The sequence below is a fragment of the Actinomyces howellii genome, assembly GCF_900637165.1.
In the GTDB taxonomy this organism is placed as follows: Bacteria; Actinomycetota; Actinomycetes; order Actinomycetales; family Actinomycetaceae; genus Actinomyces; species Actinomyces howellii.
The window spans coordinates 3,120,881-3,134,279 of sequence record NZ_LR134350.1; the positions used below are offsets into that span (position 1 = coordinate 3,120,881).

Consider the following 13,399-nt stretch of genomic DNA (forward strand, 5'->3'; position numbering starts at 1 on the left):
ACAGTGGTTCACAGTGATGAGGACTGGGGGACCGCTGGGGCGGCCCGGTCATTCTCACCCTCTCCGAGGGCGCTCAGGCTTCTCGTGCGGGACGCAGGAGGGCACTGAGACGCATCTGTGACGTCCAACACCTTCGCATGCGGGGTGCGAGGGAGCGATACCTGTGAGGACGGTGCGGGCGCCGGTGGCGGGGAGGCGGCCCGCCGTCGAACACGTCACCTTGGTCCCGAGCACGTCGCTTTGACCGGGGTAGTCGGGCTCAAGGTGACGTGTTCGGTATCGCGGGGGCCACCGGGGCCTCGGTGTGCCACACTGTGCCCGGCACGCGACGGCACGACCCCAGGAGGGCGGCATGGCCAAGGCCCGGCAGGCGAGGATCGCCGCCTACGACACGACCCTGCGCGACGGGGCGCAGCAGCAGTCCGTGGCCTTCACGGTGGCGGACAAGCTGGCGGTGGCTCGCATCCTCGACCAGCTGGGCGTGGCCTACATCGAGGCCGGGTGGCCCGGCGCCATCCCCAAGGACACCGAGTTCTTCTCCCGGGCCCGCACCGAGCTCGACCTGGGGGCCGCCCGGCTCGTGGCCTTCGGGTCGACCTGCCGGGCGGGTGTGGCGGCCCGCGACGACGAGCAGGTCCGCGCGCTGATCGACTCCCAGGCCCCGGTCGTCACGGTCGTGGCCAAGTCCGATCCCGTGCACGTGACGAGCGCCCTGAGGACGACGCCGGAGGAGAACCTGCGCATGGTGCGTGAGACCGTCGAGGTCCTGCGTGCCGAGGGCCGGGAGGTCATGGTCGACCTCGAGCACTTCTTCGACGGGCTGCGCCACGCCACCGCGCCCGGTCAGCCCACCTACGCGGTCGCTCGGTCGGCAGGCTCGTCACCGGCAGCGGGGCCGGTGCCCTACCCGGTGGCCGTGGCACTGACCGCGGCCCTGGCCGGCGCCCACGCCGTCGTGCCCTGCGACACCAACGGCGGCTCACTTCCCGGTGCCGTGGCCCGCGACGTCGAGCTGTTGCGCACGAGCCTGGACCTCGCCGGCTTGACGGAGTGCACCGTGGGCATTCACACCCACGACGACTCCGGGCTGGCCGTGGCCTGCGCGCTGGCCGCCGTCGAGGCCGGGGCCAGGCAGGTCCAGGGCTGCGTCAACGGCTTCGGTGAGCGCACCGGCAACGCCAACCTCCTCACCCTCGTGGCCAACCTCGAGCTCAAGACCGACTGGGCGGTGCTGCCCGGGGACGAGGAGGAGCGCGCCCACCGGCTGGCCACCTTGTCGACCGTCTCGCGCACCATCGGCGAGATCGCCAACCGCGCTCCCTCGGGCCGACTGCCTTACGTGGGGGCCAAGGCCTTCGCCCACAAGGCCGGGCTGCACGCCTCGGCGATCCGCGTCAACCCGGACCTCTACCAGCACATCGACCCCGCCCGCGTGGGCAACACGATGACGATGCTCGTCTCGGAGATGGCCGGGCGCGCCTCGGTCGAGCTCAAGGCCCGCGAGCTGGGCATCGACACCGGCGGGGACCCCGAGCTGCTCGGGCGGGTGACCGAGGCGGTCAAGGCGCGCGAGGCAGCCGGCTACGCCTACGACGCGGCTGACGGCTCCTTCGAGCTGCTCCTGCGCTCGGCCCGCCAGGACCTGCCCGAGTACTTCCGCGTCGAGTCCTGGCGCGCCTCCATCCAGGCCCGTCCCCGGCCGGGGCAGACCGCCCTGGCCACCGACGGCACGACGATCACCGAGGCCGAGGCGACGGTGCGCCTGTGGGCGGGCGGGGAGCGCTTCGCCACCCTGGGGGAGGGCAACGGCCCGGTCAACGCCCTCGACCACGCCCTGTGCGAGGCCCTCGTCCACGTCTACCCGGAGATCGACGACTTCGAGCTGACCGACTACAAGGTCCGCATCCTCGACGCCGAGCGGGGCACCCGCTCCATCGTGCGGGTCCTCATCGACATCACCGACGGCGAGCAGACCTGGTCGACCGTCGGCGTGGGCACCGACGTCATCGAGGCCTCCTGGGAGGCCCTCACCGAGGGGCATGTCGTGGGGCTCCTGCGCCGCGGCGTCGAGCCCAGGTGAGGCCGGGGCCCGCCTGACCGGGCCGGGGCCCGCCTGACCGGGCCGGGGCCCGCCTGACCGGTCCCGCCCCAGGAACGCGCGTGGGGGTCACACGTGGCGGTCGTGGCCCGGACCGAAGTAGACGTCGTCGAGGGTGACGGTCCGCAAGGAGCGTTCCCGGAGGATCTCGACGATCTGGCCGTAGAGCTCGGTGACGGTCGGGGCGTTGGCGTGACCCAGGACGATGTGACCGGCCTGGAGCCAGGTGCGCGCCTCACCGAGGAGCACCTCCTGGGTGAGCAGGCCGGAGTCACCGAAGGAGCCGTACCACAGGGCGGTCGTCGAGTAGCCGATCGAGGCGCACACCGCGTCGGTGCGCTCCGAGCGGTACCCGTAGGGCGGGCGGACGAAGGGGGTGCCGGTCACCCCGAAGGTGGTGGTGAGCAGCTGCTCGCACTGGGTGAGCTCGGAGACGATCTGGGAGTCCGAGATGTCGGTCAGTCCCGCGTGGGTCCACGTGTGGTTGGCCAGCTGGACCTGCCCGGAGTCGACCAGGGGCAGCATCTTGTCGCGGCACTCGGTCCACCCGGGGTACTGGCCGGTGACGAAGAAGGTGAGGCGCACCCCGGAGTCGACGGCGAAGTCGAGGTAGGCGTCGATGACCGAGGCGTCCGCCCCGTCGTCGATCGTCAGGGCGACGACGTCGCCGACCCCTTCGGGCAGTCCGGTGATGATCCCCTCGGGCGGGCTGGGCGGGGGCAGCTCGGGCGCACCGTCCTGGAGCCACAGGGGGCTGCGGGTGGGAGTCGGGGAGGCCGACGGCGTCATGGTGGGAGAGGGCCCGGAGGTAGACGTGGCGGGCGTGCTGACAGGCGCGCTCGTCGACGTGCTCGCCTGGCCCTGGCCCGTCGAGCAGGAGGCGAGGGCCCCGGCGGTGCCCGCGGCGAGCAGGAGCATGAAGTCACGTCGGTGCACGGGTCGTTCCTCCGGTCGGTCCAGGTTGCTGTGGACCGAGGGTCTCATGCGGTGGGCGCCCCCGTCGCGGGGCGGGCCGGACCGACAGGAACGTCTCCCGGCACTGGGACTCACCGCCGGAGCGCGAGCGCGAGCTGGGTCCGGTCGCGCAGCCCGAGCTTGCGCAGCGCCGAGGAGACATGGTTCTTGACCGTGCCCTCGGTCAGGTAGAGCGCCTCGGCGATCTCCCGGTTGGACGCGCCCTGGGCGACCATGCCCGCGATCTCCAGCTCGCGGGGGGTCAGCTCGGGAGCACCTGGCGGTCCCGCCGGGGATGTGAGCACCGGGCGCCGGCCGACGGCGGGCGGGTCCTGGGTGATCCGTGCGACCAGGCGGGGTGCGACGTGCTCGTCGATCACCATGGTGCGGGCGCGCACCGACCGGATCGCCTGGACGAGGTCCTCCGGTTCGACGTCCTTGAGTAGGAAGCCTCCGGCACCAGCCGCAAGGCTGCTGAGGACCAGCTCGTCCTCGTCGAAGGTGGTCAGGAGCAGGGTGGACACCTCCGGATGCTCGGCGCAGAGCCTGGCCACCAGCGTCGGTCCGTCCATGACCGGCATCCGCGCGTCCACGAGGGCGATATCGACCTCCAGTCCGCCGCGGACGAGCTCGAGCGCCTCCGCGCCGTCTCCTGCCTCTCCGACGACCAAGACCTCGTTCTCCAGCTCGAGCAGCCTCCTGAGACCGTGACGCACCAGGGCCTGATCGTCGACCAGCAGCACGCGGATCGGCGCGGTCATGAGACCACGTCCGCCGGGACGCGCGCGGTCAGCAGGAGCCCGTCGTGCTCGGCCCGGGAGACCTCCAGGACCCCACCGACCTCGAGCAGCCGGCGTCTGGCGCCGTCGAGCCCGAAGCCGGGGGTGATCGGGCTGTCGAGCCTGCCGTCGTCGTGCACGCTGAGCGTGACGCGGTCCGGCTCGTAGGTGAGCAGCACATCGGCCCGAGTCGCCTCCTGCGCGTGCCGGGCCGCGTTGGTCAGCGCCTCCTCGGCCACCCGGTACAGGGTCAGGTCGACGTGCGCGGGCAGTGCCCGCGCCGGACCCTCGACGGCGAAGGTCACCTCAAGCCCCGTGCCGTCGAATGTCCGGGACAGGCGACTGAGCGCCGTGCAGAGCGTGCGCTCAACCAACGGCGCAGGGCCCATCGCCCGGACCGCCCGCCGCACCTCTCGTAGAGCCGTGGCGACCGTGGACCGGGCGTCCGCGACCTCCGCCCAGGCGGTCTCCTCGTCGATGGCCCGCAGGCGCTGGGCGTAGGTGAGGTTGAGCTGAGCGACCGTGAGGTGGTGGCCCACCGCGTCGTGCACCTCCCGCGCCAGACGGGCCCGCTCGTTGGCCACGGCCAGCTCCTGCTCCTGCTCGCTGTGGTGACGCAGCGCCGCGTGGGCGCTCTCCAGTTCCGCGTGGGAGGCCACGAGCTCGGCGTGAGCCGACTCGACCTCACCGAGCAGCCGCTGTGCTGTGACGGCGCTCCGACGCTCACTGCCCAGCACCTGTGCCACCGCGATCGTCGCCACCGCGAAACCGGACAGGCCCAGCGCCTGGTCACCCGAGTCCGACCACGACTTGTCGAAGACGAGCGGCACGGCCACGAAGACCGTCGCCACCAGCCCGGCGGCGGAGGCGACGCCGGTCGCGGTCCCGGCCACCATCGTCACGTTAGCCAGTGCGACCACGAGCACGAAGGCGCTGTTGCCGCTGCCGTCGGCGATACCGAACCCGATCGCCCCCGTCGCGAAGACGACGGCCCACACGTGGCGATCCCGGCGCGCCGTCCATCCCAGTCGGGTCCACACCAGGACCATGACCACGGTGACGACCAGCAGAAGCCACTCCGGCAGCAACAGGGGATGGTCGCCCATGGGCGGTACCCGAGCGGTCCAGCTGGCGACGATGCCCGCCCAGAACGTGAGTGTCGCCAGCCAGGGCCGGTCACCGTCCCGGCCCCCACCCACCAGCAGCGTCACGATCCTCGGCATGCTCCCGACCCTAGGGCACGGACGGCTGCGCCCACCATCGACCGAAGGTCACGCATGACGATCGTCATGCCCGGCCCGCAGATCATGACCTCGACCGTGACGCACGGGCGATGAGCCCGGCTGCGCCGCTTCGTAGCGTCGTCATCATGATGACGCACACGCCCACGACGACCCAGACGACGACCCAGACGACGCAGCCGCCCCGGAGCACGCCTCCTCCTCGTGCCCCGCGCTTCGCCCGGGCCCGCAACCTCCCGCTCGCAGTCTCCGTGCGGGTGCTGCTCACCGTTCTCGCGATGACCGGCGCCTCCTTCGGGGCCGCCATCGGCACCGCGGCGGCTCTTGGCCCCTCGGCCGACAGCCCCGCCGGGAGCATGACGGTCTTCGCCGTCGTCTGCGCGGCCGGAACCCTCCTCGCCTGGGGGCTCAGGCGCTTCTTCGAGGGCGACCGCTCCGGGTACCTCGCAGCCGGCTGGGACGGCGGACGCGCCCTGGGCTCCTTCGGACTCGGCCTGCTGGCCGCGACCCTGGCCGTCGCCGCCGCGCGGGCGGTCTCTCTGCTGTCGGGGCGCGCGAGCATCCAGTCCGTGCCGCCGCAGCCACTGAGCGAGTGGCTGATCGGCATCGTGCTCATGATCGGCGTCTCCGTCCTCCTCCAGGGCGTCCCCGAGGAGATGCTGTGGCGCGGCTACTTCCAGACCACCGTCGCGGAGCGGCTCCGCCCGTGGACCGCGGCCGTCATCGGCTCCGTCGGCTTCGGCTCGATGCACCTCGTGTCGATCGGCTCCGGAGGCACCTGGGTCTCCAAGCTCGTCTACGTCCTCATGGCGATGGGACTCGGCCTGGCCTGCGCCGGGCTCCGGGTGCTGACCGGCTCGCTGTGGGCAGCGGCAGGCTTCCACGGTGGCATGCACATCGTCAACCGGACCCTGTCGATCTGGATTCCAGAAGGTCAGGACCAGGCCTCTGTCGCCGTCCTCGGCGCCGCGATGGGGATCGTGTTCGTGGCCTGCTGGGTGGTGGACGGGGTTCGACGAGGTGATCGAGCGGTGACTCGCACCGCGGGTCGGACCGTGTCCGGGTGGGGTGGCTGACGGGGATTGAACCCGCGACCTCTTGGACCACAACCAAGCGCTCTGCCGACTGAGCTACAGCCACCACGTGCGGCATCGCCGCAACGAGCGGTACTTTATCGGCTCGCTCCTGCCCGCACCAATCCGCTTCCCGTGTGCTGTGTCACGTGCTTGGAGGGTCCGTCAGGCGCTCGTGCACCGCGGCTCGCTGGCCTGGGCGGTGGTGGGGGCGGCCAGGATCTCGGCGGCCACAGCCTTGCACTCCTCGCTCGTGGGCCCCTCGCCGACGGGGAAGAGGACGCGACGGTAGTAGCGCAGCTCGTCGATCGACTCCAGGATGTCCGCCAGCGCGCGGTGGCCACCCTGCTTGGCGGGGGAGTGGAAGAAGGTGCGCGGGTACCAGCGCTTGGCCAGCTCCTTGATGGAGGACACGTCGACGACCCGGTAGTGGAGGTGATCGACGAGCTCGGGCATGTCACGCACGAGGAAGGACTTGTCGGTCCCCACCGAGTTGCCTGCCAGCTGGGCGGTGCGCGGGGTGGGCACGAGCTCGCGGACGTGGTCGAGCACGCGGGCCTGGGCCTCCTCGAGGCTCAGACCCTGCCCGAGCTGGTCGAGCAGGCCCGAGGAGGTGTGCATCTGCCGCACGAAGTCCTCCATCTGCTCCAGGGCGGCCGCAGGCGGGGCGATGACGACGTCGAGGCCCTCGCCCAGGGGCCTGAGCTCGTAGTCGGTGACGACGACGGCCACCTCGATGAGCGCGTCGGCCTCGAGGTCGAGACCGGTCATCTCGCAGTCGATCCACACAAGGGGGTCGGAGGTGCTGATCTGTCGGCTCACGACCGCACAGTCTAGACGATCGGCCCGACGGCGGGGGCGCTGGGAACCCAGCTGGCACCCGCCCCCGGAGCGGGGAGGGAGGGCCTGGCCCTCGTACCTTGCGCACCGGGGTCGTACCCTGCGGGTGCGATCGCGACGCATACGGTACGAACCCGGTCAGGATCGGGCGGATCGGCGGGATTCCGCCGCTCGTGGTGCCCCCGCCCGGACTCGAACCGGGAACCTGCGGATTAGAAGGCCGATGCTCTATCCATTGAGCTACGGAGGCGGGCGCCCCCAGCCTACGGCACGGGGTGAAGAAGTCCCCACTCGGCCGACGCGAATCGGGCCGTGCGCCCCGCCGGGCGCCGGTATCGTGGCTCGCGACTTCGGCGCTCCCACGCCACCGTCCCGTTCGAAAGGACCGACGTGCCTCCTTCAGCACTCGCCGTTCGCCTCGCCAACGCCCCGGCCTACGAGCACCCGAGGGTCTTTACGACGGCGTTCACCGTCGGGCGCCGACCGACCTGCGACGTCGTCATCTCCTCCAGCAACGCGGTCTCGGGCGAGCACCTGCGGGTCACGCCCACCGCCGAGGGCTGGGTCGTCGAGTGCGTGTCGCGCACCAACGGCATGATCGTCAACGGCCAGGACCTGCGTCGCGCCCTCATCACCGCCCCCGCGCGGGTCTACCTGGCCAACGTCTCGGGCCCCGGCATCGACTTCACCCCGACGGCCGCACCGGTCGCCCCCGGGGCGCCCCAGCCTCCCGGGCCGGGGGCCGCGGCTCCTCAGCCGCCACAGCCCCCCGCCCACCACACCGGTGTCCCCCCGACCCAGGTGGCGCCCTCGGGCCCCTCCCCGGCCGCCTACGGATCGGCCGCCTCAGCGCAGACCGTTCACACCCCCAGCCAGGTGCCCGGCCAGGTGCCGGGCGCGCCCCAGGCGGGCGCGCCCCAGTTCCCGGGATCGCCTCCGCAGGCGTCCTCGGTGGCCACGATCATCTCGGCCCCCTCGGCCGCGCAGGCCGGCCACCCGGCCCAGACCGCCCCGGGACCGGGCTCAGGGGCGCGCCGGACCGTCAGCAGGGTGCGCATCACCGGCTCGGGGATCATCGGTCGCGCCCCCGACGCCAACCTGCGGCTCGACGACCCGCGGGTCTCGGGCCACCACGCCCGGGTCGACCTGACCCCGCAGGGGATCGTCGTGACCGACCTGCGCTCGACCAACGGCGTGTACGTGGGCCAGCAGCGCATCCAGAGCCACCTCGTGACCGAGCCGACCACCTTCGGCATGGGCTCGACCTTCGTGGTCATCAGCCCCGACGGCACCTGCGAGATCCAGGTCGCCACCGGAGGCGGCGAGCTCATCGGGCGCGACCTGACCTTCTCGGTCATGGACGGCAAGCTCAAGCTCCTCGACGGGATCTCCTTCTCCCTGCCGGGCAACGAGCTCCTCGCGGTGGTCGGCCCCTCCGGGGCGGGCAAGTCGACGCTGCTCAAGGCGCTGACCGGTGAGCAGAAGGCCCAGGAGGGCCAGGTCCTCTTCGACGGCCTCGACGTCTACGAGCACTACCCGGTCATGCGCAACAAGATCGGCGTCGTGCCGCAGAACGACGTCATCCACTCGGCGCTCACGGTACGCCAGACCCTCGAGTACGCCGCCGAGCTGCGCTTCGCCAAGGACGTCTCCAAGGCCGAGCGCCGCCAGCGCATCGACGAGGTCCTCGAGGACCTCGACCTGAGCGAGCACGTCGACAAGCGCGTCAAGAAGCTCTCCGGGGGCCAGCGCAAGCGGGTGTCGACCGCCATCGAGCTGCTGACCCGCCCCTCGCTGCTCTTCCTCGACGAGCCGACCTCCGGCCTGGACCCCCAGCTCGACCGCGACGTCATGGAGCTGCTGGCCACCCTGGCCCACGGCACCCGACCGGGGGACACCGGGCGCACCGTCATGGTCGTCACCCACAACGAGAACCACATCGACCGGGCCGACAAGGTCCTTATCCTGGCCGCAGGGGGCAAGCCGGTCTACTTCGGCGCGCCGCGCCAGGTCATCCCCTACTTCCAGCAGCGCCTGGCCGAGTTCGGCGCGCAGGGCCGCCTGGTCACCCACGCCCCCAAGGGAGGGTTCCCCGACCCGGTGGTCATCGAGGGCTTCGCCGACGTCTACGCGCTCATCCGCAACCACACCGCGGAGCTGCGCTCCTACCTCGAGGCGACGGTCCCCTCGACCCGGCGCGGTGACGGCCGCAGGATCCAGACCAACGCGGTGGTCCACGACAAGCAGGCGCCCCAGCAGTCCGCCGCCCGGCAGGTCTCCACGCTCGTGCGTCGCCACATGCGCATCGTCGCCGCGGACCCCTCCTACCTCGCCTTCATGCTCCTGCTGCCGGTCATCATGGGTCTGCTCACCAAGTCGATCGCGGGCGACGGCGGGTTCTCGGTCCCCGAGCTCATGGCCCCCACCCCCGAGCAGCCCTGCGTCACCTACTCTACGCAGGCCCTCGAGCTGCTCGTCATCCTCGTCACCGGCGCCGCCTTCTCCGGGATGGCCGCGACGATCCGCGAGCTGGTGGGGGAGCGGGACGTGTTCCTCCGGGAGACGGCGGTGGGCCTGAGGCCGGGCGCCTACATGGTGGCCAAGGCGATCATGCTCGCCCTCATCGTCACGGTGCAGACCGCCCTCATGGTCGGGATCGCCCTCGCGCTCAACAAGGCCCCCACCGACGCCGTCGTCCTGGGGTCGCCCGGCCTGGAGCTGGCGGTGTGCTGCTGGGCCATCGCCTTCGTCTCGGGTCTGCTGGGACTGGCCGTCTCGGCCTTCGTGTCGAGCTCGGAGCAGGTCATGCCCGTCCTGGTCGTCACGATCATGGCCCAGCTCGTCCTGGCCGGAGGGGTCATCCCCATCGCCGGGCGCGCGGTCTTCGAGCAGCTGGCCTGGTTCATGCCCTCGCGCTGGGGCTACGCGATGGCCGCCTCGACGGTCGACATGAACCAGATCGTCCCCTACCGCGTCGACGAGCTGTGGGAGCACTCCGCGGGACAGTGGCTGTTCAACCTCCTCATCCTCACGGTGCTGGGCGCTGTCTGCCTCCTCGTGTGCCACATCGGCCTGGCCCGCAGAGGGCGCCGCTGAGCCGCCCTCCCGGGGAGCCTCCGCCCGTCCGGCGAGCCGTCTCCGGTCGGTCCGACGCGCCGTCGGACCGACCGGAGACGGCCCCGGGGGCCGCCCCTGGCGGGGGCGGAGGCGCACAGGTTGCGCCGACCCGGGGACAGATCTCCGTCAATGCCTGAAACGCTCGCCTCAGACCCCTAAGGTGGGTCCCATGTCCCTTCCTACGCCCTCGCACGCCGCCGGAGAAGAGGTCCCCGTCTCCGCGCTGAGCCGTGCCCAGCTCCTCGCTGTCCTCACCGACACCGTGGACGACCTCGACAGGCTCGACCTGAGCCTCGTGGCTCCTGGTGTCGAGGACGCCCGCCGCCTGCGCTCGAGCCTCATCGGCCAGCTGCGCGACCACGTCCTGCCCCGCCTGGCCGACGCCGACGTGCCCGCCGTCGTCGTCGTGGGCGGGTCGACCGGCGCCGGGAAGTCCACGCTCGTCAACTCCGTCCTCGGCACAGAGGTCTCCGACGCCGGGGTCCTGCGGCCCACGACCCGAACCCCCGTCCTCGTGCTCAACCCCGAGGACCAGGAGTCGCTGGCCGATCACCCGGTGTCCGAGGTCTGCCAGGTCGTGGCCTCGGCCGCCGTGCCGGCGGGCCTTGCCGTCATCGACGCCTCGGACCTCGACTCGGTCCACGAGGCCAACCGGGCACTGGCGATCCGCCTCCTGGAGGCCGCCGACCTGTGGCTCTTCGTGACCACCGCAGCCCGCTACGGCGACCACACGCCCTGGACGACGCTCGAGACGGCCGCGAGCAGGCAGACCCCGATCGGCGTCGTGCTCAACCGGGTGCCCGCCACCATCCTGCCCGAGGTCCGCCGCGACCTGCTGGGGCGCCTCGAGTCCCTGGGGCTGGCTGAGTCCCCCTTCTTCGTCGTGCCCGACGCCGGCCCCCACGAGGGGCTGCTGCCTGAGCGCTCCGTGGCCGAGCTGCGTGACTGGCTCAGCGCCCTGGCCGGGCGCCACCGGGCAGCGGGCCTCGTGCGACGCACCGGACGCAGCGTGTGGACCGCCCTGCGCACCGACCTCGAGCGCCTCGCCGACGACGTCGACGCTCAGCACGACGCGGCCGTCCGCCTGGAGACCGCCTCCCAGGAGCTGATCCTCGAGCCCAGCGCGCACGTCGCCGCCGACATCGAGCGGGGCGCGCGCGCCCAGGGCGCGCCCACGACCCGGTGGCTCACGCTGGCCGGTGCCGGCGGCCCCCTGGCTTCCCTCGCCCAGGGAGGGGCGTTGAGGTCCGGGTGGTTCGGACGCGCGACGAAGGCCAGGGCCGAGGCCCTGGCCGCCCTGGCCGCCGACACCTGCGAGTCCCTGGCCGCCGAGCTCCGTGCCGACATGGAGCACCTGGGCGAGCAGGCGGCCCGGACCTGGCAGGAGGCCGGCGCCGGAGACGGGGCTGCGCGGCTCCTGCCCGCCCCCGGGGACGCCACGGCCATCGTCTCGCGCTGGGCCCGGGCCCAGGGCGGAGCCGTCGCCACGGTGCCCAGGGGACTGACCCCCCAGTCCGCCGGAGACCTGCTCGTCGCCGCCGCGGCCGGCATCGAGGGCGCGAGGGCGTCCGCCGAGCGCCTCGGCCTGGGACCCGCAGCCCAGGAGGCCCGCCGGGCCCTGTCGGAGGAGATGTCCCAGGCCCTGGCCCAGATGGTCCCCACCGGAGCCGCGGCCAGCCTCGCCCCAGACCCTGCCCTCGCCGCCGCGCTGCGCCTGCGCGCCGGTGAGCTCGCCCCCTTCACTCGTTACGGAGCCACCATATGAGCCCCATCATCCGGACCAAGGGCACCGGACCCGTCCTTGACGCCGCCCACCTCGACGAGCGCCTCGAGCGGATGCGCCACGCCCTGCGCTCCTGCCCCGCCGAGGTGCCGGCCGGCCTGTCCATCCCCGCCCACGAACGGCTCGACGAGGTCGCCGAGCGGCTCGCCCTGGGAGTCGACCACACCGTCGTGGCCCTGTTCGGGGGCACCGGATCAGGAAAGTCCTCCCTGTTCAACGCCCTCACCCAGCTTCAGTTCGCCGACGTCGGCGCCCGCCGCCCCACGACCTCGCGGGCCGCAGCCTGCTCATGGGGCGACGACGCCCGTGCGCTGCTGGACTTCCTGGGCGTCAGCGAGGACCGTCGCATCCGGCGCGAGTCCCTCCTGGACGCCTCCGAGCAGGACGACCTGGCCGGCCTCGTCCTGCTCGACGTCCCCGACTACGACTCGGTGACCACCGAGCACGCCCTCCAGGTCGACCGCCTCGTGCCCCTGGCCGACGTCCTGGTCTGGGTCGTCGACCCGCAGAAGTACGCCGACGCCGCGCTGCACGAGGGGTACCTGCGTGGCCTGGGCGCACGGCAGGAGGACATGCTCGTCCTCGTCAACCAGGTCGACACCCTCCCCTCGGGAGGCGCCGACCGGCTGCTGGCCGACGTGCGCGCCCTGCTCGACGCCGACGGCCTCCAGGACGTCCGGGTCCTGCCGGTCTCCGCGGTACGCGGGGACAACCTGCGCGCCGTGCGCGACATCCTGTGCGAGCGCGTGGCCCGGGAGTCCAACGCGGCGCGCACCGCCAGCGCCCGGATGGACGACATCGCCCGGACACTGCGCGGCACGGCCGCCACCCGCACCGTGTCGACCAACCCCGACGTCGCCGCCGCGGCGACGACGAGCCTCGTGCGCGTCTCGGGGGCGCAGGCCGTCGAGGACTCCGTGCGCGACGGGCTCTCCCGGGCCCTGCCTCGGGCGCTCACCCGTCCCGAGCCGCCCTCGCGGTCATCGGTGGCGGCGGTGCGCTCGACCTGGCTGCGCCGGACCACCGACGGACTGCCCGAGGTCTGGCTGCGCAGCGTCGAGCAGGCCGTGGCCGTTCCCGAGGCCCTGGCCGCCCAGACGGCCGAGGCCGTCGGCTCGGTCCCCCTGCCCTCCAACCGCGCCCCGGTCATCGAGCTGGCCTGGTGGGGGGGACTGCTCGCGGTCCTGGCCTCCCTGGCGTGGGCGGCCCTGGCCCTGACCGGCGGTGGTGGGCTCGTGGGCCCGATCGTGCTGCTGGTCCTCGGCCTGGTCCTCGCCGTGTGGGCCGCATCGGCCCGCCGCGCCCGGGCCAAGCGGGAGGCGCAGCACTACGCCGACCAGATCCGGGCCCGCCTCAGCTCGATCGTGACCCGGGGCCTGACCGAGCCCGCAGACGAGGTCCTGGCCAGGCACGCGATGCTGCGCACGGCCCTCACCCAGCACTGATCCGGCCCCGAGCCGGCCGCGATCCCGCCGCCAGCCGCTGGCCCTGAACCGGCCGCGAGCCCGCCGCCA

The 13,399-nt window shown here is 72.8% G+C and carries 9 protein-coding genes and 2 tRNA genes; 5 read left to right on the plus strand and 6 right to left on the minus strand.

What is annotated here, in order from left to right:
* Nucleotides 1-352 precede the first annotated feature (352 nt).
* Entirely contained in the window at nucleotides 353-2,080 is a 1,728-nt protein-coding gene (gene cimA / locus EL245_RS13015) for a citramalate synthase (RefSeq protein ID WP_126383762.1), read from the plus strand.
* An 87-nt stretch (nucleotides 2,081-2,167) separates the two neighbouring features.
* Here cimA and EL245_RS13020 read toward each other — a convergent pair whose 3' ends face one another.
* From EL245_RS13020 to EL245_RS13030, 3 genes are all read right to left on the minus strand, one after another.
* Nucleotides 2,168-3,034, minus strand: coding sequence for a polysaccharide deacetylase family protein (locus EL245_RS13020; protein ID WP_126383764.1), 867 nt, complete (start codon nucleotides 3,032-3,034; stop codon nucleotides 2,168-2,170).
* A gap of 110 nt (nucleotides 3,035-3,144) precedes the next feature.
* The gene (locus tag EL245_RS13025; protein WP_126383766.1) at nucleotides 3,145-3,813 is read right to left on the minus strand and encodes a response regulator; all 669 of its coding nucleotides are present in this window, start codon (nucleotides 3,811-3,813) and stop codon (nucleotides 3,145-3,147) included.
* Nucleotides 3,810-5,054, minus strand: a complete 1,245-nt coding sequence (locus EL245_RS13030) for a sensor histidine kinase (RefSeq protein WP_126383768.1) — start codon at nucleotides 5,052-5,054, stop codon at nucleotides 3,810-3,812. Before EL245_RS13030 ends, EL245_RS13025 begins: the two co-directional genes overlap by 4 nt.
* Before the next feature lie 146 nt (nucleotides 5,055-5,200).
* Between EL245_RS13030 and EL245_RS13035 the strand changes: the two genes are divergently transcribed.
* On the plus strand, nucleotides 5,201-6,148 hold the full coding sequence (locus EL245_RS13035; RefSeq protein ID WP_161512702.1) for a CPBP family intramembrane glutamic endopeptidase: 948 nt from the start codon (nucleotides 5,201-5,203) through the stop codon (nucleotides 6,146-6,148).
* Here the strand turns inward: EL245_RS13035 and EL245_RS13040 are convergent.
* The 3 genes from EL245_RS13040 to EL245_RS13050 all read right to left on the minus strand — a co-directional run bounded on the left by EL245_RS13040 (nucleotide 6,137) and on the right by EL245_RS13050 (nucleotide 7,235).
* A tRNA-His gene (locus EL245_RS13040) sits at nucleotides 6,137-6,212 on the minus strand. The two genes, EL245_RS13035 and EL245_RS13040, sit on opposite strands and share 12 nt — an antisense overlap.
* Before the next feature lie 98 nt (nucleotides 6,213-6,310).
* Entirely contained in the window at nucleotides 6,311-6,955 is a 645-nt protein-coding gene (orn, locus tag EL245_RS13045) for an oligoribonuclease (RefSeq protein WP_126384584.1), read from the minus strand.
* Nucleotides 6,956-7,159: 204 nt separating this feature from the next.
* A tRNA-Arg gene (locus EL245_RS13050) sits at nucleotides 7,160-7,235 on the minus strand.
* Nucleotides 7,236-7,375: 140 nt separating this feature from the next.
* Between EL245_RS13050 and EL245_RS13055 the strand changes: the two genes are divergently transcribed.
* From EL245_RS13055 to EL245_RS13065, 3 genes are all read left to right on the plus strand, one after another.
* Nucleotides 7,376-10,081 (plus strand): ATP-binding cassette domain-containing protein, encoded by a 2,706-nt coding sequence (locus EL245_RS13055; protein WP_126383772.1) that lies wholly within the window; start codon nucleotides 7,376-7,378, stop codon nucleotides 10,079-10,081.
* A 190-nt stretch (nucleotides 10,082-10,271) separates the two neighbouring features.
* Entirely contained in the window at nucleotides 10,272-11,867 is a 1,596-nt protein-coding gene (locus EL245_RS13060) for a GTPase domain-containing protein (protein ID WP_126383774.1), read from the plus strand.
* A complete protein-coding gene (locus EL245_RS13065; protein WP_126383776.1) occupies nucleotides 11,864-13,330 on the plus strand; it encodes a GTPase in 1,467 nt (488 codons plus the stop codon). The genes EL245_RS13060 and EL245_RS13065 overlap by 4 nt, the downstream gene beginning before the upstream one ends.
* Nucleotides 13,331-13,399: the final 69 nt, after the last annotated feature.